The organism is Streptomyces sp. NPDC107559, assembly GCF_055657365.1.
On the sequence record NZ_JBVKBD010000001.1, the window covers coordinates 338,887 to 364,576 of the forward strand.

Below are 25,690 nucleotides of genomic sequence, written 5' to 3' on the forward strand. Positions count from 1 at the left end.
GTACGGGCTTCGGTGCGCCGGTGAAGAAGTGGGACTCGGACACGGGTTCCTGGACGTGGGACAGCTCGATGCTGGTCGCGGGTGACTTCAACGGCGACGGCCTGTCGGACGTCGGCGCTCTGTACAAGTACGCGAACACGTCCGACGGCCGGGGTCACTCGGCGCTGTGGACGTTCACCTCCACCGGTACGGGCTTCGGTGCGCCGGTGAAGAAGTGGGACTCGGACACGGGTTCCTGGACGTGGGACAGCTCGATGCTGGTCGCGGGTGACTTCAACGGCGACGGCAAGTCGGACGTCGGCGCTCTCTACAAGTACCCGAACACCTCGGACGGCCGGGGTCACTCGGCGCTGTGGACGTTCACCTCCACCGGCGGCGGCTTCAACGGCCCGGTGAAGAAGTGGGACTCGGACACGGGCTCCTGGACGTGGGACAGCTCGATGCTGGTCGCGGGTGACTTCAACGGCGACGGCAAGTCGGACGTCGGCGCCTTCTACAAGTACGGCAACACCTCCGACGGTCGCGGTCACTCGGCCCTGTGGACGTTCACCTCCACCGGTACGGGCATCAGCGGCCCGGTGAAGAAGTGGGACTCCGACACCGGCTCCTGGACCTGGGACCGGACGAAGATCGCCTGACGTCTGCGCGTCTGCGCGTCTGCGCGTCTGACGCGTGACGGTCGACGGCGTCGGTTTCGGCGCCGTCGCGAAGTGATCCCATGAAGCACCACCCGGAGAGTCTCCGGGACCCGCCGCCCGGGTCCCGGAGGCTCTTCGCGTGCACCGCCGCGGTGACCCTCAGGAATTCGCTGCACCAAAACGCTCTCCTCGCGGCCTGGTCGATGGAATGACCGGAACGGGGACATCGCAAGGGGTCGTATTCGATGCGCGACGATCGATAAATGAGGCGACAGCGAGGCGAGTTGACGCAAAGGCGGATTTGGCAACACAGGGTCCCCCTGTGTCTTCACGCGTTCTCCACATGTGCTGGGCAACTTTTTCGAGAAGTGTCGAGAGTCACATGAGACCGTCAACTGGCGTCTGTTTTGGCTCAGTTCGCGTGGTGGACAGGACCCCGCGTGTGGATGTGGCATGGAGACGATCAAGCGGGGGCCGGGGCGGGAAGAGCTTTTCTCCGGTATTCCCGCATGGGGTGGGGGCCCTCTTTTGAAAGGCGGAGCCTTCACGCCTGTCGCGGGGCCGGATGGCGGACATCCGGCCCGAGGGAAACGAATTGCTGAGGACCGAGATGAACTTACGCATCACCCCTGCGGTGAAGCCGCAGCGCAAGAGATTCGTGGCGCGGGTGCTGAGCGCGCTGGCCGCCGGCGGCCTGGCCTGGGTCGCGCTGGCGCACGGCCTCCAGACGGAGACCGGCGGCCCGGCGGTGGCCGTGGCGGACGAGGCCCCGGGCTACGCGATCGAGGACTTCAACTACCCGCAGGCGGACAGGATCCTGGCCGAGCAGGGGATCGTGCTCAAGCGGGGTGACGGTCACATCACCCTGGCCGACTGTGCCAGTGGTACCGGTCTCCTCCAGATCATGGCCCGGGAGCGGTCGGGGTCGATCTGCTTCAGGACGGTGGGCAACTCGGGCTGGCTGACGCTGGAGATCCCTTCGGTGTACGTGGTGAAGGGCAACGACTACGCGACCCAGGTGGACATGACCGTCGGGGACGAGGAGAAGTCCTTCGACATCACCAAGAACACCTGGACGCCCGTGGGAGAGAGCGCGGACGAGCAGGGGCGCGAGTTCATGCTCATGGAGATCAGGACCACCAAGTAGCGCCGCCGGGTTCCTTCCCGGTCCGTCGCCTGCCCTGCCGGCAGGACGGCCGATCTCTGTCAGCCGCGCTCCGCGGCGACTGCCGACCCCGTACGCCTCGCCCAAGGAAAGTCATGCATCTCACCAGACCCACGCGTCTTGCCGCCCTCGCCGCGGCCCTGGTCACCGTGCCCCTCGCCGCGGCCGCCCTGCCGGCCCTGGCCGTCACCGGCACGCCTGACACCGGAGCCGCCTACGCCTTCTCCGTCCGTCTCGACATCGGCCACGAGCGCGCCTGCTCCGGCGTCCTGGTGGATCCGAACTGGGTCCTCACCGCCGCCTCCTGCTTCGTGGCCGACCCGGCCGCCGGCCTGACGGTCCCGCCCGGCGCGCCGGCGTGGAAGACCGTCGCCACCGTCGGCCGTGCCGACCTGTCCACCACCGCCGGTCAGGTCGTGGAGGTCACCGAGCTGGTCCCGCGTACCGACCGCGACCTGGTGATGGCCAAGCTCGCGGAGCCCGTCACCGCGGTCGCCCCCGTGGCCGTCGCCACCACCGCACCGAGCGCCGGAGAGCAGCTGCGCGTTGCCGGCTTCGGCCGCACCAAGGACGAGTGGGCCCCCCTCGCCCTGCACACCGGCGCGTTCAGCGTCGGCGCCGTGGGCGATGGCACCCTCGACCTCGCCGCGACCGGGGACGCCGCTGTCTGCAAGGGCGACACCGGCGGGCCGGCCCTGCGGGAGAGCGGCGGCAAGGTCGAGCTCGTCGCCATCAACAGCAGGTCCTGGCAGGGGGGTTGCTTCGGCCAGGATCCGGCCGAGACCCGCACGGGTGCCGTCGAGACCCGTCTCGACGACATCAACAGCTGGATCCAGCAGGTCCGCGCGGTTCCCCAGGCGTCCCAGACGACCTCGGGCGACTTCAACGGCGACGGCAAGCAGGACGTGGCCGTCTTCTACGACAACGGAATCTCGCCCGAGGGCAAGAGCCGGGCGTCGATCTACACCTTCCTCAGCAACGGCACCGGCTTCAACGCGCCCAAGAAGGCGTGGAGCACTCCGGGCGGGTTCACCTGGTCCATCAGCAAGCTGACCTCGGGCGACTACAACGGTGACGGCAAGGACGACGTCGGCGTCTTCTACGACGGCGGGTCCTCCGCCACCGGGAACATCTCGTCGGTCTACACCTTCACCAGCAACGGCACCGGCTTCAACGCGCCCAAGAAGGTGTGGACCACCACGGGCGGGTTCACCTGGGGCTCCAGCAAGGTCACCTCGGGCGACTACAACGGTGACGGCAAGGACGACGTCGGCGTCTTCTACAACGGCGGGTCCTCCGCCACCGGGAACATCTCGTCCGTCTACACCTTCACCAGCAGCGGCGACAGCATGACGGCCCACAAGGCATGGACCACCACGGGCGGGTTCACCTGGGGCTCCAGCAAGGTCACCTCGGGCGACTACAACGGTGACGGCAAGGACGACGTCGGCGTGCTCTACAACGGCGGCACCTCGGCCGACGGAAAGGCCATCTCGTCCCTCTACACCTTCACCAGCGACGGCACCGACATGACGGCCGCCAAGGTATGGACCAGCACGGGCTCGTTCAGCTGGTCCGCCAGCAAGGTCACCTCGGGCGACTTCAGCGGTGACGGCAAGGACGACGTCGGTGTCCTCTACAACACCGGCACCTCGGCCGACGGCGTGCCCGTCACGTCGCTGTACACCTTCACCGGCAATGCCAGTGGTATCGCCGCCCCCCAGAAGGTGTGGACCAGCTCGACGGCCTTCGACTGGAACGCCGGCCAGCTGACGTCCGGTGACTACAACGGTGACAAGAAGGCCGACGTCGGTGTGGTGTACGACCTCGGCCAGACGGCCGACGGCCGCCGGATCAGCGCTCTCTACTCCTTCCGCAGCACGGGCACCTCGGTTCAGGCACCGGTCCAGAACTGGTCGGGCAGCGTCAGCTGACGTGAGCGCGGCAGCCGGACCGCGGGCCTTCGGCGTCCGCCCCGGCGCCGTCGGGGAGTGATCCCGCGAAGTACCACCCGGAGAGTCTCCGGGACCCGCCGCCCGGGTCCCGGAGGCTCTCCGCTGCGTGCCTCGCCCCCGGTGCGTGCCGTCGTCGTGGCCACCGCCACACAATCACCACACCAACTCGTACAACCATTCGCTCGAACTCGTGAGTCATCAAGGCATGACTCACGGGATATCCAGACGCGCGAAAGTGGTCGCGGGTGGCCTCACGGCCGGGGTGCTGATATCGGGCGTGGCGGCCGCGGCGCCCGCCTCGGCCGCCACGCCGGCCGTCAGCTGCACGTCGTCCAAGGCGGGCCTGGCCGCCAAGCTCAAGAAGGACATCACGGCCGCGCTCGCCACCCGCAAGGGCACCGTCGCCGTCGGCCTCTACGACCGCACCACCAACACCACCTGCACGCTGCGTGCCTCCAGCGCCTACGACTCGGCCAGTGTGGTCAAGGTCACCGTGCTGGCCACGCTGCTGTGGGACGCCAAGAAGCACAACCGCTATCTGACGAGCACCGAGACCTCGCTCGCCACGGCCATGATCACCAAGTCGGACAACACCGCGACCAGCAAGCTGTGGAAGCAGCTGGGTCTGACGAAGATCAAGGGCTTCCTGGCCGCCGCCAAGATGACCCAGACGAAGCCCGGTGCGAACGGCTACTGGGGTCTGACCCAGATCACCGTGACCGACGAGCAGAAGCTGCTCAAGCTCGTCACCGCCGCGAACACGGTGCTCTCCGACAATTCCCGGGCCTACATCCAGAAGCTGATGGGGCAGGTCGTCTCCTCCCAGCGCTGGGGCACCCCGTACGGAGCGCCGAGCGGTGTCTCCGTGCACGTCAAGAACGGCTGGCTCCAGCGCGCCACGCTCGGCTGGCGGGTGCACAGCGTCGGCACGTTCAAGGGCGGCGGCCACGACTACACGATCACCGTGCTCACCCACGGGAACAGCACGATGAGCTACGGCATCACCACCATCCAGGGCGTCGCGAAGGTCATCCACAAGGACCTGATGTCCTGAGGACCGCTGCCCTGCGGGCAGGCGCCCCAGGCCGTCCGCTCCCTCCGAAATATTGCGGAGGGATGAAATCCGCTCCCATCCGCGTTGGTGCTTTCCGGCAGAGCAGGTCGAACGGAAGGCACCGGCGTGGCAGCGCAACAGGGGGAGAAACAGGGCTGGGCGCGCAGGCTCGCGGGATATGCCTGGCGCCACCCGGGGGACGTGGTCCTGGCCCTCGGATCCTCCCTGGCGGGCATGGCCGTCACGGCGCTGGTCCCGCTGCTCACCAAGGTGATCATCGACGACGTGATCACCGACCACAGCCGCGCCATGGCCCCCTGGGCGGGCGCGCTGATCGTCGCGGCCCTCCTCGTCTACGTCTCCACGTACATCCGCCGCTACTACGGCGGCCGGCTGGCCCTCGACGTCCAGCACGACCTGCGGACCGAGATGTACGACACGATCACCCGGCTCGACGGGCGCCGCCAGGACGAGCTGTCCACCGGGCAGGTGATAGGCCGCGCCACCAGCGACCTCCAGCTCATCCAGGGTCTGCTCTTCATGCTGCCGATGACGATCGGCAACGTGCTGCTCTTCCTGATCTCCTTGGTGATCATGGCGTGGCTGTCCCTGCCGCTGACCCTGGTCGCGCTCGCCGTGGCCCCCGCGCTCGGCTGGATCGCCCGCCGCAGCCGCACCCGGCTGCACCCCTCCACCTGGTACGCCCAGGCCCAGGCGGCCGCCGTCGCGGGTGTGGTCGACGGCGCCGTCAGCGGCGTACGCGTGGTCAAGGGCTTCGGGCAGGAGGAACAGGAGACCGGGAAGCTGCGGGAGGTCGGCCGTCGGCTCTTCGCCGGGCGGCTGCGCACCGTCCGGCTGAACTCCCGGTACACCCCCGCCCTCCAGGCGGTCCCCGCGCTCGGCCAGGTCGCGATGCTGGCGCTCGGCGGCTGGCTCGCCGTGCGCGGGCACATCACCCTCGGCACCTTCGTCGCCTTCTCCACCTACCTCGCCCAGCTGGTCGGCCCGGTCCGGATGCTCGCCATGGTCCTCACCGTCGGACAGCAGGCCCGCGCCAGCACCGAGCGCGTCCTGGAGCTGATCGACACCACGCCGACGATCCAGGACGGCCATCTGGAGCTGCCCGCCGACGCGCCCGCGACCGTCGAGTTCGACGACGTCTCGTTCGGGTACCGGCAGGCCGACGGCCGGACCAGCCCGGTCGTGCAGGGCCTCTCCTTCGAGATCCGCGCGGGCGAGACCCTCGCCGTGGTCGGCTCCTCCGGTTCCGGCAAGTCCACCGTCTCCCTGCTCCTGCCGCGCTTCTACGACGTCACCCACGGCGCCGTCCTGATCGGCGGCCACGACGTGCGCGAACTCACCCTCGACTCGCTCAGGGCCGCGATCGGACTCGTCCCCGAGGACTCCTTCCTCTTCTCCGACACCGTCCGCAACAACATCGCCTACGGCCGTCCCGACGCCACCGACGAGCAGATCGAGGCCGCCGCCCGCGCCGCCCAGGCGGACCGGTTCATCGCCGAGCTGCCCGCCGGCTACGCCACCAAGGTGGGCGAGCACGGCCTCACCCTGTCCGGCGGCCAGCGCCAGCGCCTCGCGCTCGCCCGCGCGATCCTCACCGACCCGCGCCTGCTGGTCCTCGACGACGCCACCTCGGCGGTGGACGCCCGGGTGGAGCACGAGATCCACGAGGCGCTCAAGCAGGTCATGCGCGGGCGCACCACCCTGCTCATCGCGCACCGCCGCTCCACCCTCAACCTCGCCGACCGCATCGCCGTCCTCGACGGCGGCCGCCTCGCCGACCTCGGCACCCACGAGGAGCTCCAGCAGCGCTCGGCCCTCTACCGCCGTCTGCTCACCGACCCGGACGAGCTGGGCGGGGTCTCCCCGGGTCACACCCCGCCCGCCGAGCCGCGCGAGGACACCTCGGTCCGCGAAGAGCTGGACGCCGAGTTCGACGCCGAGGCCGGACTGACGCCCCGCCTGTGGACAGGCGACCGCGAGCCCAAGGACAGCGCCCTGTCCGGCATGCCCGCCACCCCGGAACTCCTCACCCAGGTCGCGGCGCTGCCCCCGGCGACCGACACCCCGGACGTCGACGAGGACCGCGCGGTGCGCCCGGAGGAGTCCTACGGCCTGCGGCGGCTGCTGCGGGGCTTCGGACGGCCGCTGCTGATCAGCCTGCTGCTGGTCGCCACGGACGCCGGGATGGGCCTGCTGCTGCCGGTGCTGATCCGGCACGGCATCGACCAGGGCGTCAGCCGGATGGCCCTCGGCGCGGTCTGGGCTGCCTCCCTGCTCGGCCTGCTCGCGGTGCTCGTGCAGTGGGCGGCGCAGACCGCCGAGACCAGGGTGACCGGACGCACCGGCGAACGCGTCCTGTACGCACTGCGGCTGAAGATCTTCGCCCAGCTCCAGCGGCTCGGGCTCGACTACTACGAGCGCGAGCTGACCGGCCGGATCATGACGCGGATGACGACCGACGTCGACGCGCTCTCCACCTTCCTGCAGACGGGCCTGGTCACCGCCTTCGTCTCGGTCGTCACCTTCTTCGGCATCATGGGCGTCCTGCTGCTGATCGACGTCCAGCTGGCGCTCGTCGTCTTCGCCACGCTGCCCCCGCTGATCATCGCCACCTACTTCTTCCGCCGGGCCAGCGTGAAGGCGTACGAGCTGGCCCGTGAGCGGGTGTCGGTGGTCAACGCCGACCTCCAGGAGTCGGTGTCAGGGCTGCGGATCGTGCAGGCCTTCCGGCGGGAGCGGGCCGGCAGCCTGCGGTTCGCCGAACGCAGCGACAGCTACCGGCGGGCCCGGATCCGCGGTCAGTGGCTGATCTCCGTCTACTTCCCCTTCGTCCAGTTCCTGTCGTCGGCGGCCGTGGCCGCGGTGCTGATCACGGGCGCGGGCCGGATCGAGGCGGCGACCCTCACCACGGGCGCCCTGGTCGCCTACCTCCTCTACATCGACCTGTTCTTCGCCCCCGTGCAGCAGCTCTCCCAGGTCTTCGACGGCTACCAGCAGGCGACCGTCTCCCTGGGCCGCATCCAGGAGCTGCTGCGCGAGCCCACGTCCACCCGGCTTGCCGGGGAGCCGGTCGAGGCCGGCACGCTGCGCGGCGAGATCGCCTTCGAGGACGTGCGCTTCGCCTACGGCGACGACGAGGAGGCGCTCGGCGGCATCGACCTGAAGATCCCGGCCGGCCAGACCGTCGCCTTCGTCGGCGAGACGGGCGCCGGCAAGTCGACCCTGGTCAAGCTGGTGGCCCGGTTCTACGACCCGACCGGCGGCCGGGTGACGGTCGACGGCACGGACCTGCGGGCGTACGACCTCACCGCGTACCGCCATCGCCTCGGCGTGGTCCCGCAGGAGGCCTACCTCTTCCCGGGCACCGTGCGCGACGCCATCGCCTACGGCCGGCCCGACGCGAGTGACGCGCAGGTGGAGGCGGCGGCCCGCGCGGTCGGCGCGCACGAGATGATCGCCACGCTGGAAGGCGGCTATCTGCACGAGGTCGCCGAGCGCGGCCGCAACCTCTCCGCCGGACAGCGGCAGCTGATCGCGCTGGCCCGCGCGGAGCTGGTCGACCCCGACATCCTGCTCCTGGACGAGGCGACGGCCGCCCTCGACCTGGCCACCGAGGCTCAGGTCAACCTGGCGACGGAACGCCTGGCGGGCCGTCGTACGACGCTCGTGGTCGCCCACCGGCTGACCACCGCCGCCCGCGCCGACCGGGTGGTGCTGATGGACCACGGCCGGGTGGCCGAGGACGGCACCCACGAGGAGCTGCTGGCGCGGGACGGGCGGTACGCGCAGCTGTGGCGGACGTTCGTGGGGGAGCCGGTCACGACGGGCTGACCCGTCCGCTCCGGGCGCCCGTCCCGCCGTGGCGGGCGCCCGGAGCGGGGGATGCACGGGGATGCGCGGCGGATGCGCGGGGGATGCACGGGGATGTGCGCAACCGTTCGACACCTGTCATGCGTCCGTACATCAGTACGGTCGGAGCGTGTGGCGGGAGGGGCGAGTGTGGACAGTGGTGCGATACGCCGGCGGCTGGCACTCGGCACGGCCGTGCTGGCCACCTCCGGGCTGCTCGCGCTCGCGTCGCCGGCCAGCGCCGAGGCGGCCCCCGCGCAGTGCGCCGGCCGGAAGGTGAAGGTCCTTCCCTTCGCCACCGGCACGGTCCAGGTCTTCAAGCGCAACGGCTACGTCTGCGCCGTCACCCTCGCCGGGCACCCCGGCCACCGGACCGCGATGTCGGTCAGCGTGCAGGCGCGCGGCAACCGCCCGGTCGTCGACAGCGGACAGTTCACGCTGCGAGCCGGTCCGGTGACCGTGCACGCGGGGCACCGCTGTGTGCGGGTGAGGGGGTCGGTGGGACCGTCGTCGATCGGCACGGGCTGGATCCTGTGCTGACGAGCGCCGCCCCTTTTGTCCGCTGACGTATCAACTCCCTCTGGTGTGAAGGGTGTTGCTGGGATAGCTTCCGGCGCACATCCGTTTCACAGGGAGGGTGCATGCGTAAGGCGCTCAGATGGCTGCTGGCGCTCACCGTGCTCATAGGCACGCTGAGCACGGCCGGGGCAGCCACCGCTGCCGTGCCGGAGGCCACCGGAACGACCGACATCAAGGAGCAGCTGCTCTCCATACCGGGCATGAGCCTGATCGAGGAGAAGCCGTACACCGGCTACCGCTACTTCGTCCTCAACTACACCCAGCCGGTGGACCACCGGCACCCGTCCAAGGGCACGTTCCAGCAGCGGATCACCGTGCTGCACAAGGACGTCAGCCGTCCGACGGTCTTCTACACCGGCGGCTACAACGTCTCCACCACGCCCAGCCGCCGCGAGCCGACCCAGATCGTGGACGGCAACCAGGTCTCCATGGAGTACCGCTTCTTCACCCCGTCCCGGCCCGCCCCGGCCGACTGGTCCAAGCTCGACATCTGGCAGGCCGCGAGCGACCAGCACCGCATCTTCAAGGCGCTGAAGAAGATCTACACCAGGAACTGGATCGCCACCGGCGGCTCCAAGGGCGGCATGACCGCCACCTACTTCGAGCGCTTCTACCCGCACGACATGGACGGTGTCGTCGCCTACGTCGCCCCGAACGACGTCGTCAACGACGAGGACTCCGCCTACGACCGCTTCTTCTCCTCCGTCGGCACGAAGGAGTGCCGCGACCGGCTGAACGCCGTGCAGCGCGAGGCGCTGGTGCGCCGGGAGCCGCTGGAGAAGAAGTACCAGGCGTACGCCGCCGAGAACGGCTACACCTTCACCACCGTCGGCAGCCTCGACCGGGCCTACGAGGCGGTCGTCCTCGACTACGTCTGGGGCTTCTGGCAGTACAGCCTGCTGTCCGACTGCGACACGATCCCGGCGGACGCGGCCACCGCGACCGACGACGAGATCTGGAACTCCGTCGACACGATCTCCGGCTTCTCCTTCTACACCGACCAGGGCCTGGAGCCGTACACGCCGTACTACTACCAGGCGGGCACCCAGCTGGGCGCGCCGACGATCCACTTCCCGTACATCGAGAAGAAGTACGTCCGCTACGGCTACCAGCCGCCGCGCAACTTCGTCCCGCGCGACATCCCGATGCGGTTCCAGCAGGGCGCGATGCGCGACGTGGACCACTGGGTGACGCACCACGCGCAGCACATGCTGTTCGTCTACGGGCAGAACGACCCGTGGGGCGGGGAGCGGTTCCGCGTCGGCGCGGGCGCGAAGGACGCGTACGTCTTCACCGCGCCCGGTCTCAACCACGGCGCGAACGTGGCCGGGCTGACCGCCGGCGACAAGGCGCTCGCCACCGCCCGGATCCTGGCCTGGGCCGGGGTCGCGTCGCCCGCGGTGCAGGCGGACGCGTCGGCGGCGAAGCCGCTGGCCCGGTTCGACGCCCGGCTGGACGTCCGGGACGTGGAGCGGGAGCCCGCCCTGCGCCCGTGACGCGAAACCCTGTCCCGCCGTTCCCGCCGTTCCCGCCGTCCGCCCGGACGGCGGACGGCGGGCCCCGCGGCGCCCGGCACGCATGCGGTGCGTGCTCGGCGTCGCGGGGCGGGCGGGCGTACGGCTAGTAGGTCAGCCCGTACCCGATCGGATACAGCACCTGCGCCGGATCGTCCGCCCGCGGGACCGGCACCGGCAGCCGGCCGCGCGGCGCCACCCGTCCGGCGATCACCCGTGCGGCGGCCCGCAGTTCGACGTCGGTCCAGGAGTAGGTCGCCAGGCAGGCGCGTACGGACGGGAGTTGGGCGATGTCGTAGGGGTTGCGGACCGCGACGACGACCACCGGCCTGCCCGTCGCGACCAGTTGCTCCACCAGCGCCCGCTGGCTGCTCGCCGCGGTGACGTTGTACGTGCCGACGACGACCGCGTCCACGTCGGCGGCCGCCGCGACCGCCTGGGCGATCACCGTGGCCGAGGGGGCGGTGCCGGTGGACAACGCCGTCGCCGTGAAGCCGAGTTCGGTCAGGGCGTGCGCCAGGACGCCCGTCGGCGGGCCGGTGGTGCCCGACGGGGATGCCGGGTCGGCGCCGACGACCAGCACCCGGTTGCGGCTGCGGTGCGAAAGCGGCAGCACCCGGCCCTCGTTGACCAGCAGCGTCGTCGTCCGTTCGGCGATCAGGTCGGCCGTCGCCAGGTGTCTCGCGGTGCCGACCGTGCGGTCCACACCGGCCCGGTCGACGCACGGGTCCTCGAAGAGGCCCAGCTTCGCCTTCAGCCGCAGTACCCGCAGGACCGACTCGTCGAGCCGGGCCTCGGTCAGCTCGCCGCCGCGCACCGCGTTCAGCACGGCGTTCCAGGCGACGTCGAGGGAGGGCGGGTTGAGGAGCTGGTCCACCCCGGCCTTCAGCGCGAGCACCGGCACCCGGTCGTCGCCGTACTTGGTGCGCACGCCCTCCATGCCGAGGGCGTCGGTCACCACCAGTCCGTCGTAGCCGAGTTCACCGCGCAGGATGCCGGTCAGGATCGGGTGCGAGAGGGTGGCCGGGTCGCCGGAGTCGTCCAGTGCGGGGACCATGATGTGCGCGGTCATGATGGAGTCGATGCCGGCCCGGATCGCCGCCCGGAAGGGCACCGCGTCGAGCCGCTCCCACAGCTCGCGGCTGTGCGTGATGACGGGGAAGCCGAAGTGGCTGTCGACGGCCGTGTCGCCGTGCCCGGGGAAGTGCTTGGCCGTCGCGGCCACGCCCGCCCTCTGGTACCCCTGCACCTCGGCGGTGACCAGGTCCGCCACCGCGTCCGGGTCGGCGCCGAAGGACCGTACGCCGATGACCGGGTTGGCCGGGTTGACGTTCACGTCGGCCACCGGGGAGTAGTCCTGGCGGATGCCGATCGCGCGCAGTTCGGTGCCGGAGATCCGGCCCAGGGTGCGGGCGTCGGCGCGCGATCCGCCCGCGCCGACGGCCATCGCGCCCGGCAGCAGCGTGGCGGGCGCGCCGACCCGGCAGACGATGCCGTGCTCCTGGTCGGTGGAGATCAGCACCGGCAGGCCGCGCGGCTGCGCGAGGGAGGCGGCCTGGATGCCGTTCGACAGGTCCGCGATCTGGTGCGGGTCGCGGGTGTTGTGCGCCCAGCTGAAGTAGATGATGCCGCCGACCCGGTACTTGGCGATCAGCTCGGCGGCGGTGCGGACGCCGATCTCGGCGAGGTTGGCGTCGATGTCTGCCTGGTCGGGCGTGGTGGCCGAGTGGCCGTAGACCCGCATCACGAACAGCTGACCGACCTTCTCCTCCAGCGTCATGCGGGAGAGCAGGGCGCGGACGGTCCGGTCGTCGTGCCCGGCCGCGTACCCGGGGGAACCGAAGGCCAGGGAAGCGGTGGCGCCGGCCGTCGCGGCGGCGAGGACGGTGCGTCTGGACGGACGTGCGGTGTTTCCTGTGCTTGCCGTGCTGGTGTCGGGCACGTGCGCTCCCTCCGAAGGAGTACCGCTGAAGGAAACTTCCAGGGAATCACCAATATCCGGGAAGTTTCTTCCAGTCAAGGGAGTGCACAGTAGCCGCGGAGGGGCCGCCATCGGCGCTGTTGGAGGGGGGCGCGCCGATGACGGCGTGCTGCCGGCCGCGGTACGGCTGAGAGGGTGGTCAGCGCTTCGCAGCCTGCGGCGAGGCCGACACCGCACCGCGGTGACTCGTCCGGCAGTCCGGCGCTTGGACGTGGGGGGCGCGGCCCGGGTTCCCGGCTCCCGCCCGATTTCCGCAAGTCGGTAAGGGTGTTGCTCAGCGGGACGTGTGGGCCGACACACGCGGCCAGTGGGCCTGGAGCACCCGCACCGTCTCCGCGATCGCCGGCCGCCGGGCCGCCCCCGCGCGCCACACCGCGTACAGCCGGCGTACCGGCATCGGGTCCAGCGGCACCTCCACGACTCCCTCGGGCAGCGGGCCGCGCCCGAGCCGGGGGACGAGGGCGACGCCCAGCCCGGCCGCGACGAGCGCGATCAGCGTCGGGTTCTCCTCGGCCTGGTGCACCAGGTCCGGCTCGTGCCCGGCCGCGCGCAGCGTGCGTACCAGCCAGTCGTGGCAGACCCGGCCCGGCGGCTGGCAGATCCACCGCTCGCCGCCCAGCTCCTCCCGCCGCAGGGCGCTGCGCCCGGCGAACGGATGCCCCGAAGGGACGAGCAGATCGCACAGGTCGTCCCCGATGACCGCCTGTTCCACCCCGGCCGGCGCGGGCAGCGGCGCGATGTCCCAGTCGTGCGTCACCGCGAGGTCCACGGCGCCCTTGGCGACCAGGTCCACGGACAGATGCGGGTCGACCTCGGTGAGCCGCGCGTCCAGCGCCGGGTGCCGCCCGGCGAGGTCGGCGAGCACCGAAGGCAGCAGGCCGCGCGCCGCCGACGCGAACGCCGCCACGCTCAGCCGCCCGGCCGGCGCCCCGCGGCGCTCCTCCAGCTCGGTCTCGGCCCGCTCCACGATGGCGAGCAACTCCCGTGCGGTGGCGGCGAGCTGGTGCGCCTCGGGGGTGAGCCGCACCCCGCGCCCCTCCCGCTCCAGCAGCACGGTCCTGGTCTCCCGCTCCAGCTTGGCGATCTGCTGGGAGACGGCCGACGGGGTGTACCCGAGCGCGATGGCGGCCGCTCCGACGGTGCCGTGGACGGACACGGCGTGCAGGGCGCGCAGGCGCTGGAGATCGAGCATGTCCCCCGCCCCCTCCTTCATTCATCAGCGTTGCTACATCCAACCGTGCAGCAATCATCGCTGGTGCTACACGGTCCGGGGAAGTGATCCTCGATTCCATGAAACCCGCGCACCTTGCCCTCGCCGTCCTCGTCGCCGCCGTCTGGGGCGTGAACTTCACGGTCGTCGAGATCGGACTCGACCACTTCCCGCCCCTGTTCTTCTCGGCCCTGCGCTTCCTGGTCGCGGCCGTTCCGGCGGTCCTGTTCGTCGGCCGCCCGAAGGTCGCGTGGAAGTGGATCACGGCTGTGGGCCTGGTGCTGGGAGTCGCCAAGTTCGGACTGCTGTTCGTCGGCATGGACGCGGGCATGCCCGCCGGACTGTCCTCCCTGGTCCTCCAGATCCAGGCGGTGTTCACCGCGCTCATCGCCTTCGCGGTGCTCGGCGAGCGCCCCACCGCCGTCCGCGCCGCGGGCATGCTGGTGGCCCTCGCGGGCATCGGCGTCGCCGCCGCGGACGAGGGCACCTCCGGCCCGCTCGGCGCCTTCGCCCTGGTCGTCGCGGCCGCCCTCTGCTGGGGCGCCTCGAACGTCCTGACCCGCAGGGCCGCACCCCCGGACGCCCTGAACTTCATGGTCTGGGTCAGCACGGTCCCGGTCCTGCCCCTGCTGGCCCTGTCCCTGCTGCTGGAGGGCCCCACCAGGGACTACGACGCCCTGCGCGCGCTCGACTGGCAGGGCGCCGGGACCCTCGGCTACGTCGCGTGGGTCAGCACCGTCTTCGGCTTCGGCGCCTGGGGGTGGCTGTTGCGCCGCCACCCGGCCTCCGCGGTCGCCCCCTTCTCGCTGCTCGTCCCCGTCTTCGGGATGACGTCCGCGGCCCTCTTCCTGGACGAGTCGGTGAGCCCGCTGGGCTGGTGCGCGGCGGCGCTTCTGGTCGGCGGGGTGGCGCTGACGTCCCTGGCGCCCGCGCGACACGCGGTCCATCCCGTGGACGTGCCCGCTCCCGAGCCCACCCCGGCGGGATCATGAGTCCATGCCCCGTGTCGACATCCCCGGTTCCAAGTCCATCACCGCCCGTGCCCTCTTCCTGGCGGCGGCGGCCGACGGGGTCACGACCCTGCTGCGGCCGCTGCGCTCGGACGACACCGAGGGCTTCGCCGAAGGCCTGACCCGGCTCGGCTACCGCCTCGGCCGCACCCCCGGCGCCTGGCAGGTCGACGGCCGTCCGCAGGGTCCCGCCGCCGCGGAGGCCGAGGTCCACTGCCGGGACGGCGCCACCACGGCCCGCTTCCTGCCCACCCTGGCGGCCGTCGGCCGCGGCACCTACCGCTTCGACGCCTCGCCCCAGATGCGCCGCCGTCCGCTGCTGCCGCTCACCCGGGCGCTGCGCGACCTCGGCGTGGACCTGCGGCACGAGGAGGTGGAGGGGCACCATCCGCTGACGGTCACGGCGGCGGGCGTCGAGGGCGGCGAGGTGGTCCTGGACGCGGGCCAGTCGTCCCAGTACCTGACGGCCCTGCTGCTGCTCGGCCCGCTGACCCGCAAGGGCCTGCGCATCCGGGTCACCGACCTGGTCTCGGCGCCCTATGTGGAGATCACCCTCGCGATGATGCGGGCGTTCGGGGTCGAGGTGGCACGGGAGGGGAACGTGTTCGTGGTCCCCCCGGGCGGCTACCGCGCCACGACGTACGCGATCGAGCCCGACGCGTCGACCGCGAGCTACTTCTTCGCCGCGGCGGCCGTCACCGGCGGCGAGGTGACCGTCCCGGGCCTCGGCACCGGCGCGCTCCAGGGCGACCTGGGCTTCGTGGAGGTGCTGCGGCGGATGGGCGCCGAGGTGGCCACCGGACCGGACGGCACCCGGGTGCGCGGCACCGGCGAACTGCGCGGTGTCACGGTGAACATGCGGGACATCTCCGACACCATGCCGACGCTCGCGGCGATCGCGCCGTTCGCCTCCGGACCGGTGCGCATCGAGGACGTGGCGAACACCAGGATCAAGGAGTGCGACCGGCTGGAGGCCTGTGCGCACAACCTGCGGCAGCTCGGCGTCGACGTGGCCACAGGAGCGGACTGGATCGAGATCCGGCCGGGGGCGGACGGGCCGAAGGGCGCGCGGGTCACGTCGTACGGCGACCACCGCATCGTGATGTCCTTCGCGGTCACCGGACTGCGGGTGCCCGGAATCTCGTTCGACGACCCCGGGTGCGTCCGTAAGACTTTCCCCGGTTTCCACGAGGCGTTCGCGGAGTTGAGAAGGGACATCGTGCGGTGAGCGACAAGCTGGAGGGGCCGGTTCTGGAGGGCGCGCTCATACGCCTGGAGCCGCTGGGGCACGGGCACGCCGCCGATCTCGCGCTGGCGGCGGAGGAGAACCGGCAGACCTACGACTTCACCTGGGTGCCCAGGGCCGATCAGGTGGGCGCCTACATCGACACGCAGCTGGCCCGCGCGGCGACGGGCCGGCTCGCGCCCTACGCGCAGGTGTCCCTCGCCTCCGGGCGGGCAATCGGGGCGACCTCGTACTGGGAGCCGCGGTACTGGCGGGACGAGGACCGCCTCGACGCCGTCGAGGTCGGCTTCACCTGGCTCGCCGCCTCGGCGCAGGGCACGGGCGTGAACGCCGAGGCCAAGCTGCTGCTGTTCCGGCACGCCTTCGAGGAGTGGGGCGTGTCCCGGGTGGACCTGAAGACGGACGCCCGCAACAGCCGTTCCCGCGCGGCCATCGAGAGCGTGGGCGCCCGCTTCGAGGGCGTGCTGCGCAACTGGTCCCGCTCCTGGGCCCCGGGCGAGGACGGCCGGCTGCGCGACTCCGCGATCTTCTCCGTCACGGATCAGGAGTGGCCGCAGTGCCGGGAGCGGCTGGAGCGGCGGGTGGCCGGGTTCCTGTCCCGGAGGGCATGACCGCCGACACCGCCGACACCGCCGACACCGACACCGCCGACGCCGACACCGCCGACGCCGACACCGCCGACGATGGTCCGGTCCGTCCATGGACCGGACCGGGGCTGGACCCCGGGCCATGATCGGGAAAACATCGCGGGCATGACCCCGACGTCTTCCTACCTCGTCCTCCACGGCTGGCAGAACCGCCGCCCCGAGGAGCACTGGCAGCACTGGCTCGCCGACCAGCTCCGGGAACGCGGCCACCACGTCACGTATCCGCAGCTGCCCGATCCCGACGAGCCGGACCTGGAGGCGTGGCTGGCCGAGCTCGCCCGGCACCTGCGCGCCCTGCCGGCCGGGGGCGAGCGGGTCGTGCTCGCCCACAGCGCCTCCGCCGTGCTGTGGCTGCACGCCGTCGCGCGCGGGGTGTCGGGGCTCGGCGACGTCGACCGGGTCCTGCTGGTGTCCCCGCCGTCCGCCTCGGTGCTCGCCGGTCACCCGGAGATCGCGGCCTTCGCCCCGCCGCCCCTGGACGGCCTGACCCTGCCGGGCCCCACCCGTCTCGTCGCCGGCGACGACGACCCGTACTGCCCCGAGGGCGCCCGGACCCTCTTCGCCGACCCCCTCGGCATCCCGGCCGAGATCCTCCCGGGCGCAGGCCACCTCTCCCTGGTCGAGGGCTACGGTCCGTGGCCCTCCGTGCTGGAGTGGTGCCTGGACGGCGACAGCAGGCTCAGTCCCCGTCCGTAGCCCCGCCCCGCAGCTGCGGGGTCGTCGCCGCCACCGCGGCCACCGCCGCCAGGCACAGCAGGCCCCCGCTGATCAGGGCCGTCGCCCCGGAGGTCCAGCCCGCGACCAGACCGCCGCGCAGATTGCCCAGGTTGGGGCCCGCCTGACCGACGATCTGCTCGGCGGCCGTGACCCGGCCGAGCAGGGCGTCGGGGGTGCGGGTCTGCACGATGGTGCTGCGGGACACCACGGCCAGGGTGTCCGCGGCGCCGGCCAGCGTCAGCAGTCCGAGTCCCGTCCAGGGGCCCGTGGTCAGACCGAACAGGACCAGCGCGGCACCCCAGCCGGCCGAGGCGCACAGCATCACCGGACCCGGGCGGCCCAGCCGGGTGACCGCGCCGGAGAACGCGGAGGCGGTCAGACCGCCCACGGCCAGCGCCGACAGGAACAGGCCGAGGGTGCCCGGGTCGCCGCCGAAGCGCTCCGCGTTGACCAGGGGGAAGAGGCTCACCGGGAACGACAGGACGGTGGCGGCCAGATCGGTGAGCAGCGCTCCGCGCACCGCCCGGTGGCCGGTCAGGAACCGCAGCCCGTCCAGCACCCCGCGCAGACCCGGCCGGGAGCGCTCGCCCTCGGGCGGCAGCGCGGGCAGCCCGAACGCGCCGTAGAAGGAGAGACCGAAGCTCAGGGCGTCCAGGAGGTAGCAGGTGCCGATCCCCAGCCGGCCCAGCAGCACGCCCGCGACCGCCGGGCCGAGCAGCATCATCGCCTGGCCGGTGATCTGGTTGAGCGCGAGCCCGGCCGCCACCTGCTCCTTCGGCAGCAGTCGCGGTACGAACACGCCCGCCGCCGGCGCCCCGACCGCGCCGAACGACGACTGGGCGGCGACCAGCGCGAGGAGCACGGCCACCGGCACATGCCCGGTGAAGCCCTGCACGGCGAGCAGCAGGGAGCAGACCGCCTGGCCGACGGTGGCGAGCAGGTACACGCGGCGGCGGTCGGCCCGGTCCACCCAGGACCCCGCGAACAGCCCGAGCGCAGCCATCGGCAGTGCCTGCGCCAGGCCGACCGCACCGCTCCAGACCGTGCTGTGGGTCATGTCCCAGACCTGGAACATGACGGTCACCATGGTCATGAAGCTGCCGAGCAGGGACACCGTCCGGCCGATCAGCAGCCGCCGGAAGACGGGGGAGGAGCGCAGCGGACGTACGTCGAGAAGGGCGTGCGCCAGACTCATGAGAGGGCGGCGGGGCCGGGCGGATTCACGGCGGGGAGGCTAACCCGTGCTCCCCCGTCCCCGCGAACCAATATCCGCAGGCGGGCTCAGAGCTACGCCGACTCGTTCAGCAGCCGCCTCAGCTGGTCCCGGCCCGTGTCCAGCAGCCCGGGCAGCGGCGGGGCCGCCTCGTACCAGCGCTTCTCGTACTCCCAGCACAGCCAGCCGTCCCACTCGTGCCGGGAGAGCACCTCCACGCACTCGGCCAGCGGCAGCACCCCGGCGCCCAGCGCCAGCGGGGTCGTGTCGTCGGTCGACGCGATGTCCTTGACCTGGACGTAGCCGAGGTACGGGGAGAGGGCCGCGTAGCTGTCCAGGGGCTGCTCGCCGCCCAGCCAGGTGTGCATCACGTCCCACAGCGCCCCCACCTGCCGATGGCCCACCAGACCGAGGATGCGGATGGCGTCGGCCCCGGTGCGGTGCGAGTCGTGGGTCTCCAGCAGGATCCGTACGCCGACGTCGCCCGCGTACTCGGCGGCCGTGCCCAGCCTGCGCGCGGCCGTGGCGTCGGCCTCCTCGGGGGAGCCGTCGGCGCCGCCGGGGAAGACCCGGACGAACGGCGCGCCCAGGTCCCGGGCCAGGGTGAGGAGGTCGCGGATCTCCTCGATCACGGCGTCGTCGCCGCCGGGCGCGGCCACGCGCGCGTACCCCGCCAGGCCGAGGATCTCGACCCCGGCCGCCTCGAACGCGGCGGCCACCTCGGCCCGTTCGGCGGGGGTGAGGCCCGGATGCACGGGCTCCTCCGGGTGGGTGCGCAGCTCCACTCCGTGATAGCCGTGCTCGGAGGCGAGCCGCCGGACGTCGGCGAGCGGCAGGCCGGGGACACCGAGGGTGGAGAAGGCCAGCTTCATGTCCACCGACCGTACCCGTCATCGCCGCCGGCCGCGTCCGCTTCCGCCCTCACCCGGCCGTTTCCGCCCTCACTCGGCCGCTTCGCGCAGGTCCAGCCGCCAGTCCTGGCCCACTAGGTTCTTGCCGAACGAGCGGTGGGGTGTCTCGGCGGCGAGGACGAAGCCGTGCCGCAGGTAGAGGCGCCGGGCGGCGGCGAGGACGTCGTTGGTCCACAGGACGAGTTCCCGGTAACCGACTCCGCGCGCGAACGCGACGACCGCCGTGACCAGGCGGTCGCCCAGTCCCAGCCCGCGTGCGTCCGGCTCGACGAGCAGCAGCCGCAGCCGGGCGGTGCCGGGTGCCTCGTCCCGTACGCACATCACGCAGCCCACCGGCCGCCCGTCGAGCTCGGCGATCCACACCCGCTCCAGGTGCGGATCGTGGTCCTCGGCGAAGTCGGCCACGATCCTCGCCACGAGCCCCTCGTAGTCGGTGTTCCAGCCGTACTCGGCGGCGTACAGGGCGGCGTTGCGCTGCACGATCCAGCCGAGGTCGCCGGGGCCCGGTTCGCGCAGGACGACGTCCTCGGCGCGGGGCGTGCCGCGGTCGCCCAGGATCGTACGGATCGTGCGCATGGCCTCCGTCAGGCGCGGGCGGTCGGCGGGCGGCACGTCCGCCAGCAGGGCGCCGACGGTGTCCCGGGCGCGCTCCTCCAGCAGTTCGGCGGCCTCCCGGCCGCGGGCGGTGAGGGTGACCCGGCGCCGCCGCAGATCGTCCTGCGCGGCGGCGCGCTCGACGAGCCCGTCCTGCTCGAACCTGTTCAGGATCCGGCTCAGATAGCCGGAGTCCAGGGCGAGCCCGGTGCGCAGGTCGGCCGCGTCCGCGGTGGGGGAGTGGGCGAGTTCGTACAGGACGCGGGACTCGGTGAGGGTGTACGGGGCGTAGAGGTGGCGGCCGTAGTCGAGGGCGCCGATGACGTTCGTGTAGAAGCGGTTGAACGTGCGGATGTCCTGGACGGTCATGATCGATCCCGGTGATCCGATGGCTGACTCAGTCAGGGAAACGCTCTCACCGAGCGTAGAACCTCCACCGCACCACGACCAGCCCCCGAACCCCGCGCCGCGACCGGCCCCCGAACCCCGCGCCGCGACCGGCTCCTGAATCCCGCGCCGCGACCGGCTCCTGAATCCCGCCCCGCGACCGGCTCCCAGGCTCGCTGCCGTGTCGCACCGGCCCCCGGGCTCACGGCCGTGTCGCGGTCGGCCGGCGCCTTCGGGCTCACCGCCGTGCCGAGTCCGCCCGCCCCCTCGGGCTCACCGCCGTGCCACGACCGGCCGGACGGCACAGGTGGGGAAGGACCTCCCCCGGGCGGCACCCCGGACAACACCCGCCCGAACGTGCCCGCCCGGCGGCAAGGTCACCTGCGGGGCACCCCGGAGGACCCCCGGACCATCAGTTCGCCCCGGACCGTCGCGATCTCCCCCGGCGGCGGCTCCTCCCGCCCCATCGCGATGCGCCCGGCGCGCGCCCCCGCCTCGGCCAGCGGCAGCCGCACGGTCGTCAGGGAGGGCACCGCGTCGATGCTGAAGGGGAGGTCGTCGAAACCGGCCACCGACACGTCCTCGGGGATCCGCAGCCCGGACTCGCGCAGCGCGGCGCAGGCACCCAGGGCGACGGAGTCGTTGGCCGCGACGACGGCCGTCAGGGACGGATCGCGGCGCAGCAGTTCCAGCGTCGCCTCGTAGCCGGAGCGCCGGTCGTAGCGGCCGTGCACCGTCCAGCGCGGATCCTCCTCGATGCCCGCCGCCGCCAGCGCCGCCCGGTGTCCCTCCAGCCGGTGCCGGGTGGTCGTGCGCTCCTCGGGACCCGCGATGTAGCCGAGCCTGCGGTGCCCGAGCCCGATGAGGTGCTCGGTCAACTGCCGTCCGCCGCCGCGGTTGTCGAAGGTCAGCGCGACCGCCTTGGTGTCCGGCGCGGGCGGCCGTCCGCACAGCACCACCCTGGTCCCGGCCTCGGTCAGCTTGCGCAGCTTGGCCGCCACGGCCGCCGCGTGCGGCTGGTCCTCCACGGCGCCGCCGGTCAGCACCACGGCGGCGGCCCGCTGCCGCTGGAGCAGGGTGAGGTAGGTGAGTTCGCGTTCCGGGGAGCCGCCGGTGTTGCAGACGACGGCGAGCCGTTCCCCGCCGGCCCGCCCGCCGGGACCGCCGATCTCGGCCTGGATGGCGCTGGCCATGATCCCGAAGAAGGGGTCGGCGATGTCGTTGACCAGGATCCCCACGAGGTCGGAGGTGGCGGCGGCCAGCGCGCTGGCGGGACCGTTGAGCACGTAGTCCAGCTCGTCGACGGCGCGCAGCACCCGCTCTCGGGTGGAGGCCGCGACCGGGTAGTTGCCGTTCAGCACGCGCGACACCGTCGCGGGGGAGACCTGGGCGCGGGCCGCCACGTCCGCCAGGGTCACCGTCATCTCGTCGTCCTCCGGTCGCGCATCTTGTCGAACCTCGTCGTACGCCGTCGTACGTCGTCGTGGGCACAGGCCATGCGCAGGTCATACGCAGTGCATGTACAGGGGATACACAGGCCCACGAGCCACAGCCGCGGTTTCGTGCAGTTCGAGCAGACCTTACGGCCACACCCCCCTGTTGTTCGCCCCCTCGAACAACTCGAAGTGGATACGGCCTTGTCCGGACCACTGGTCAGAGGCTAGCTTCTTCTTGCGTAGAAAGCGCTTGCTGTGCGGCTTACCAGTACGAGCAGGGCAACCGGGCGCTCGGCGCCAACGAAGGGACCGACGTGACACGCAAGACGGTGCGTATCGCCATGAACGGCGTGACCGGACGCATGGGTTACCGCCAGCACCTCGTCCGCTCCATCCTGGCCATCCGCGACCAGGGCGGGCTCGACCTCGGCGACGGCACCGTGCTGTGGCCGGAACCGATCCTGCTCGGGCGCCGCGAGCACGCGCTGCGCGCGCTCGCCGAGCGGCACGGCCTGGAACACCTCTCGACCGACGTGGACGCCGTCCTCGCCGACCCGACCGTGGAGATCTACTTCGACGCCCAGGTCACCTCGGCCCGCGAGGAGGCGATCAGGAAGGCGATCGCCGCAGGGAAGCACGTCTACACCGAGAAGCCGACCGCCACCGGACTGGACGGCGCCCTGGAACTGGCCCGCCTGGCCGACGCGAAGGGCATCCGGCACGGCGTCGTCCAGGACAAGATCTTCCTGCCGGGGCTGCTCAAGCTGAAGCGCCTGGTCGACGGCGGCTTCTTCGGCCGGATCCTCTCCGTCCGGGGCGAGTTCGGCTACTGGGTCTTCGAGGGCGACTGGCAGTCGGCGCAGCGCCCCTCCTGGAACTACCGCGCCGAGGACGGCGGCGGCATCGTCGTCGACATGTTCCCGCACTGGGAGTACGTCCTGCACGAGCTGTTCGGCCGGGTGAAGTCCGTCCAGGCCCTCACCGCCACCCACCTTCCGCAGCGCTGGGACGAGCAGGGCAAGCCCTACGACGCCACCGCCGACGACGCCGCCTACGGCATCTTCGAGCTGGAGGGCGGCACCATCGCCCAGATCAACTCCTCCTGGGCGGTGCGCGTCCACCGCGACGAGCTCGTCGAGTTCCAGGTCGACGGCACCGAGGGCTCGGCCGTCGCCGGACTGCGGGGCTGCCGCGCCCAGCACCGCTCCGCCACCCCCAAGCCCGTCTGGAACCCGGACGTCCCCGCCACCGAGGCCTTCCGCGAGCAGTGGCAGGAGGTCCCGGACAACGCCGAGTTCGACAACGGCTTCAAGGCCCAGTGGGAGCTGTTCCTGCGGCACGTCTACGCCGACGCCCCCTACCACTGGGACCTGCTGGCCGGCGCCCGCGGCGTCCAGCTCGCCGAACTCGGCCTGAGGTCCTCGGCCGAGGGCCGCCGTCTCGACGTACCGGAGATCTCGCTGTGACCCTCCGGCTCCCCGACCGCCACGGCGGACTGCGCGCGTACGAGCCCCGTACGGAACCCCGCGACCTCACCCCCGGCGCCCCCTTCACCTCCCGTACGGTCTTCTCGGCGGCGCATGTCGTCGCCGACCCGTTCGCCGACGCGGGCCCCGGCTCCCCGGCCGCCGTCGACTGGGACGCCACCCTCGCCTTCCGCCGCCATCTGTGGTCCCACGGGCTGGGCGTCGCGGAGGCCATGGACACCGCCCAGCGGGGCATGGGTCTGGACTGGGCGGGCGCGGCCGAACTGATCCGCCGCAGCGCCGCCGAGGCGAAGGCGGTCGGCGGTGAGATCGCCTGCGGTGTCGGCACCGACCAGCTCACCGCCGGGACGCTGCCCGAGATCCGGCGGGCGTACGAGGAACAGCTCGCCCTCGTCGAGGAGTCCGGCTCCCGGGCGATCCTGATGGCGTCCCGCGCGCTGGCCGCAACCGCTTCCGGTCCCGAGGACTATCAGGAGGTCTACGGCCACCTGCTGCGCCAGGCCGCCGAACCGGTGGTCCTGCACTGGCTCGGCCCCATGTTCGACCCGGCGCTGGAGGGCTACTGGGGCTCGGCCGACCTGGACGCGGCCACCGAGGTGTTCCTGGACGTCGTCGCCGCCCACCCGGACAAGGTCGACGGCATCAAGGTGTCGCTGCTGGACGCCGGACGCGAGATCGCCCTGCGCCGCCGACTGCCCGACGGTGTGCGCTGCTACACGGGCGACGACTTCCACTACCCCGAGCTGATCGCGGGCGACGAGCGGGGGTTCAGCCACGCCCTGCTCGGTGTCTTCGATCCGCTGGGCCCGCTGGCCGCCGAGGCCGTCCGGGTCCTGGACACCGGGGACACGGCGGGCTTCCGCGACCTCCTCGACCCCACCGTCGAGCTGTCCCGGCATCTCTTCCGGGCCCCCACCCGCTTCTACAAGACGGGCGTGGTGTTCCTCGCCTGGCTGGCCGGCCACCAGAGCCACTTCACGATGGTCAGCGGTCTGCAGTCGGCCCGCTCCCTGCCGCATCTCGCCCGCGCCTACGAACTCGCCGACGGACTGGGCCTGTTCCCGGACCCGAAGCTCGCCGAGGAGCGGATGAAGACCCTGCTCGCCCTGTACGGAGTGGCCCAGTGACCGGACTTGAGCGTTTCTCGATCAACCAGATGACGGTGAAGCAGCTGTCGATGCCCGAACTGGTCGACGCCTGCCTGGAACTGGACGTGCCCGGTGTCGGCCTGTGGCGCGAACCGGTCGCGGCGTACGGGGTGCGGGCGACGGCGAAGCTGGTCCGGGACGCGGGCCTCGCCGTCACCACCCTGTGCCGGGGCGGCTTCCTCACGGCGGCGGATCCGGACGGGCGCGCCGCCGCCCTCGACGACAACCGCCGCGCCGTCGAGGAGGCGGCCGCCCTCGGCACGGACACCCTGGTCCTGGTCTGCGGCGGCCTGCCGGCCGGTTCCCGGGATCTGCACGGGGCGCGGGAGCGGATCGCCGACGCCCTGGCGGAACTGGGCCCCCACGCCGAGTCCCACGGCGTCCGGCTCGCGATCGAGGCCCTGCACCCGATGTACGCCGCCGACCGCTGCGTGGTCTCCACCCTCGCCCAGGCCCTGGACCTCGCGGAGCGCTTCCCCGCGCACCAGGTGGGCGTCACGGTCGACACGTACCACGTCTGGTGGGACGACTCGGCGCCCCGGCAGATCGCCCGCGCGGGCGCCGGCGGCCGGATCCACGCCTTCCAGCTCGCCGACTGGACCACCCCGCTGCCGGCGGGCGTCCTCGACGGGCGGGGCCAGATCGGCGACGGCGCGATCGACATGCGGGAGTGGAAGGGTTACGTGGACGCGGCCGGCTACACCGGGTCCATCGAGGTCGAACTCTTCAACGAGGGACTGTGGGCACGCGACGGCAGACAGGTGCTGGCGGAGACGGCGGCCCGGTTCGCCGCGCACGTGAACCCGCCCGGATCCGCGGCGGACCGCCCGGCCGACGCCCGCTGAGCGGGGCGGGAAACGGCCGGAAAAAAAACCGCGGGGACCGTACAACCCTTCCCCCGTCTGCCGGGTCGTACGTGGCATCAGGA

General features: G+C 72.1%; 21 protein-coding genes. 15 read left to right on the top strand and 6 right to left on the bottom strand.

Annotation, left to right across the window (positions count from 1 at the left end; translation table 11 throughout):
• From ACZ7OY_RS01400 to ACZ7OY_RS01430, 7 genes are all read left to right on the top strand, one after another.
• Window positions 1-638: FG-GAP repeat domain-containing protein (locus tag ACZ7OY_RS01400; protein WP_471909490.1), on the top strand; the 638-nt coding region annotated here is incomplete at its 5' end.
• A 610-nt stretch (window positions 639-1,248) separates the two neighbouring features.
• Window positions 1,249-1,785, top strand: coding sequence for a hypothetical protein (locus ACZ7OY_RS01405; protein ID WP_471909491.1), 537 nt, complete (start codon window positions 1,249-1,251; stop codon window positions 1,783-1,785).
• Window positions 1,786-1,898: 113 nt separating this feature from the next.
• Window positions 1,899-3,737 carry an FG-GAP-like repeat-containing protein gene (locus tag ACZ7OY_RS01410; RefSeq protein WP_471909492.1) on the top strand — a complete coding sequence of 613 codons (1,839 nt, stop codon included), beginning with the start codon at window positions 1,899-1,901 and terminating at the stop codon, window positions 3,735-3,737.
• Window positions 3,738-3,963: 226 nt separating this feature from the next.
• Window positions 3,964-4,812 carry a serine hydrolase gene (locus ACZ7OY_RS01415; RefSeq protein WP_471909493.1) on the top strand — a complete coding sequence of 283 codons (849 nt, stop codon included), beginning with the start codon at window positions 3,964-3,966 and terminating at the stop codon, window positions 4,810-4,812.
• A 126-nt stretch (window positions 4,813-4,938) separates the two neighbouring features.
• Complete coding sequence (locus ACZ7OY_RS01420) at window positions 4,939-8,664, top strand: ABC transporter ATP-binding protein (RefSeq protein ID WP_471909494.1); 3,726 nt, start codon at window positions 4,939-4,941, stop codon at window positions 8,662-8,664.
• 168 nt (window positions 8,665-8,832) lie between these two features.
• Window positions 8,833-9,222 (top strand): hypothetical protein, encoded by a 390-nt coding sequence (locus ACZ7OY_RS01425; protein WP_471909495.1) that lies wholly within the window; start codon window positions 8,833-8,835, stop codon window positions 9,220-9,222.
• 101 nt (window positions 9,223-9,323) lie between these two features.
• Window positions 9,324-10,757, top strand: a complete 1,434-nt coding sequence (locus ACZ7OY_RS01430; protein WP_471909496.1) for a S28 family serine protease — start codon at window positions 9,324-9,326, stop codon at window positions 10,755-10,757.
• 124 nt (window positions 10,758-10,881) lie between these two features.
• On the opposite strand, the gene ACZ7OY_RS01435 is transcribed toward ACZ7OY_RS01430, so the two are convergent.
• Complete coding sequence (locus ACZ7OY_RS01435) at window positions 10,882-12,717, bottom strand: glycoside hydrolase family 3 protein (RefSeq protein ID WP_471909497.1); 1,836 nt, start codon at window positions 12,715-12,717, stop codon at window positions 10,882-10,884.
• Window positions 12,718-13,030: 313 nt separating this feature from the next.
• Window positions 13,031-13,948 carry a LysR family transcriptional regulator gene (locus ACZ7OY_RS01440; protein ID WP_471909498.1) on the bottom strand — a complete coding sequence of 306 codons (918 nt, stop codon included), beginning with the start codon at window positions 13,946-13,948 and terminating at the stop codon, window positions 13,031-13,033.
• A 98-nt stretch (window positions 13,949-14,046) separates the two neighbouring features.
• Between ACZ7OY_RS01440 and ACZ7OY_RS01445 the strand changes: the two genes are divergently transcribed.
• Genes ACZ7OY_RS01445 through ACZ7OY_RS01465 form a run of 5 tightly spaced genes read left to right on the top strand, consistent with a single transcriptional unit; the run spans window position 14,047 to window position 17,565 of the window.
• Complete coding sequence (locus ACZ7OY_RS01445) at window positions 14,047-14,958, top strand: EamA family transporter (RefSeq protein ID WP_471909499.1); 912 nt, start codon at window positions 14,047-14,049, stop codon at window positions 14,956-14,958.
• 4 nt (window positions 14,959-14,962) lie between these two features.
• Window positions 14,963-16,204: a 3-phosphoshikimate 1-carboxyvinyltransferase gene (gene aroA / locus ACZ7OY_RS01450; protein WP_471909500.1), complete on the top strand. Its 1,242-nt coding sequence runs from the start codon at window positions 14,963-14,965 to the stop codon at window positions 16,202-16,204.
• Entirely contained in the window at window positions 16,201-16,833 is a 633-nt protein-coding gene (locus ACZ7OY_RS01455) for a GNAT family N-acetyltransferase (protein WP_471909501.1), read from the top strand. Before aroA ends, ACZ7OY_RS01455 begins: the two co-directional genes overlap by 4 nt.
• Window positions 16,830-16,955, top strand: a complete 126-nt coding sequence (locus ACZ7OY_RS01460) for a hypothetical protein (RefSeq protein WP_471909502.1) — start codon at window positions 16,830-16,832, stop codon at window positions 16,953-16,955. Before ACZ7OY_RS01455 ends, ACZ7OY_RS01460 begins: the two co-directional genes overlap by 4 nt.
• A 19-nt stretch (window positions 16,956-16,974) precedes the next feature.
• Entirely contained in the window at window positions 16,975-17,565 is a 591-nt protein-coding gene (locus tag ACZ7OY_RS01465; protein WP_471909503.1) for an RBBP9/YdeN family alpha/beta hydrolase, read from the top strand.
• On the opposite strand, the gene ACZ7OY_RS01470 is transcribed toward ACZ7OY_RS01465, so the two are convergent.
• From ACZ7OY_RS01470 to ACZ7OY_RS01485, 4 genes are all read right to left on the bottom strand, one after another.
• Window positions 17,549-18,781 carry an MFS transporter gene (locus ACZ7OY_RS01470; protein ID WP_471909504.1) on the bottom strand — a complete coding sequence of 411 codons (1,233 nt, stop codon included), beginning with the start codon at window positions 18,779-18,781 and terminating at the stop codon, window positions 17,549-17,551. The two genes, ACZ7OY_RS01465 and ACZ7OY_RS01470, sit on opposite strands and share 17 nt — an antisense overlap.
• 92 nt (window positions 18,782-18,873) lie before the next feature.
• Window positions 18,874-19,671, bottom strand: a complete 798-nt coding sequence (locus ACZ7OY_RS01475) for a sugar phosphate isomerase/epimerase family protein (RefSeq protein ID WP_471909505.1) — start codon at window positions 19,669-19,671, stop codon at window positions 18,874-18,876.
• Window positions 19,672-19,740: 69 nt separating this feature from the next.
• Window positions 19,741-20,673, bottom strand: coding sequence for a bifunctional helix-turn-helix transcriptional regulator/GNAT family N-acetyltransferase (locus ACZ7OY_RS01480; RefSeq protein ID WP_471909506.1), 933 nt, complete (start codon window positions 20,671-20,673; stop codon window positions 19,741-19,743).
• 395 nt (window positions 20,674-21,068) lie between these two features.
• On the bottom strand, window positions 21,069-22,115 hold the full coding sequence (locus tag ACZ7OY_RS01485) for a LacI family DNA-binding transcriptional regulator (RefSeq protein ID WP_351613894.1): 1,047 nt from the start codon (window positions 22,113-22,115) through the stop codon (window positions 21,069-21,071).
• Window positions 22,116-22,441: 326 nt separating this feature from the next.
• Here ACZ7OY_RS01485 and ACZ7OY_RS01490 point away from each other — a divergent pair, with 326 nt between their 5' ends.
• The 3 genes from ACZ7OY_RS01490 to ACZ7OY_RS01500 are packed head-to-tail and all read left to right on the top strand — an operon-like array spanning window position 22,442 to window position 25,607.
• Window positions 22,442-23,593 carry a Gfo/Idh/MocA family protein gene (locus ACZ7OY_RS01490; protein ID WP_471909507.1) on the top strand — a complete coding sequence of 384 codons (1,152 nt, stop codon included), beginning with the start codon at window positions 22,442-22,444 and terminating at the stop codon, window positions 23,591-23,593.
• Window positions 23,590-24,741: a dihydrodipicolinate synthase family protein gene (locus tag ACZ7OY_RS01495; RefSeq protein WP_471909508.1), complete on the top strand. Its 1,152-nt coding sequence runs from the start codon at window positions 23,590-23,592 to the stop codon at window positions 24,739-24,741. The genes ACZ7OY_RS01490 and ACZ7OY_RS01495 overlap by 4 nt, the downstream gene beginning before the upstream one ends.
• Window positions 24,738-25,607 carry a sugar phosphate isomerase/epimerase family protein gene (locus ACZ7OY_RS01500; protein ID WP_471909509.1) on the top strand — a complete coding sequence of 290 codons (870 nt, stop codon included), beginning with the start codon at window positions 24,738-24,740 and terminating at the stop codon, window positions 25,605-25,607. Before ACZ7OY_RS01495 ends, ACZ7OY_RS01500 begins: the two co-directional genes overlap by 4 nt.
• The last annotated feature ends 83 nt before the right edge of the window (window positions 25,608-25,690 follow it).

Excerpts from the sequence above, each read along its gene's own strand:
- ACZ7OY_RS01465 (WP_471909503.1), top strand. The coding sequence starts at position 16,975 with ATGACCCCGACGTCTTCCTACCTCGTCCTCCACGGCTGGCAGAACCGC.
- ACZ7OY_RS01460 (WP_471909502.1), top strand. The coding sequence starts at position 16,830 with ATGACCGCCGACACCGCCGACACCGCCGACACCGACACCGCCGACGCC.
- ACZ7OY_RS01440 (WP_471909498.1), bottom strand. The coding sequence starts at position 13,948 with ATGCTCGATCTCCAGCGCCTGCGCGCCCTGCACGCCGTGTCCGTCCAC.
- ACZ7OY_RS01470 (WP_471909504.1), bottom strand. The coding sequence starts at position 18,781 with ATGAGTCTGGCGCACGCCCTTCTCGACGTACGTCCGCTGCGCTCCTCC.
- ACZ7OY_RS01415 (WP_471909493.1), top strand. The coding sequence starts at position 3,964 with ATGACTCACGGGATATCCAGACGCGCGAAAGTGGTCGCGGGTGGCCTC.
- aroA (WP_471909500.1), top strand. The coding sequence starts at position 14,963 with ATGCCCCGTGTCGACATCCCCGGTTCCAAGTCCATCACCGCCCGTGCC.
- ACZ7OY_RS01475 (WP_471909505.1), bottom strand. The coding sequence starts at position 19,671 with ATGAAGCTGGCCTTCTCCACCCTCGGTGTCCCCGGCCTGCCGCTCGCC.
- ACZ7OY_RS01485 (WP_351613894.1), bottom strand. The coding sequence starts at position 22,115 with ATGACGGTGACCCTGGCGGACGTGGCGGCCCGCGCCCAGGTCTCCCCC.
- ACZ7OY_RS01410 (WP_471909492.1), top strand. The coding sequence starts at position 1,899 with ATGCATCTCACCAGACCCACGCGTCTTGCCGCCCTCGCCGCGGCCCTG.
- ACZ7OY_RS01430 (WP_471909496.1), top strand. The coding sequence starts at position 9,324 with ATGCGTAAGGCGCTCAGATGGCTGCTGGCGCTCACCGTGCTCATAGGC.
- ACZ7OY_RS01445 (WP_471909499.1), top strand. The coding sequence starts at position 14,047 with ATGAAACCCGCGCACCTTGCCCTCGCCGTCCTCGTCGCCGCCGTCTGG.
- ACZ7OY_RS01480 (WP_471909506.1), bottom strand. The coding sequence starts at position 20,673 with ATGACCGTCCAGGACATCCGCACGTTCAACCGCTTCTACACGAACGTC.
- ACZ7OY_RS01405 (WP_471909491.1), top strand. The coding sequence starts at position 1,249 with ATGAACTTACGCATCACCCCTGCGGTGAAGCCGCAGCGCAAGAGATTC.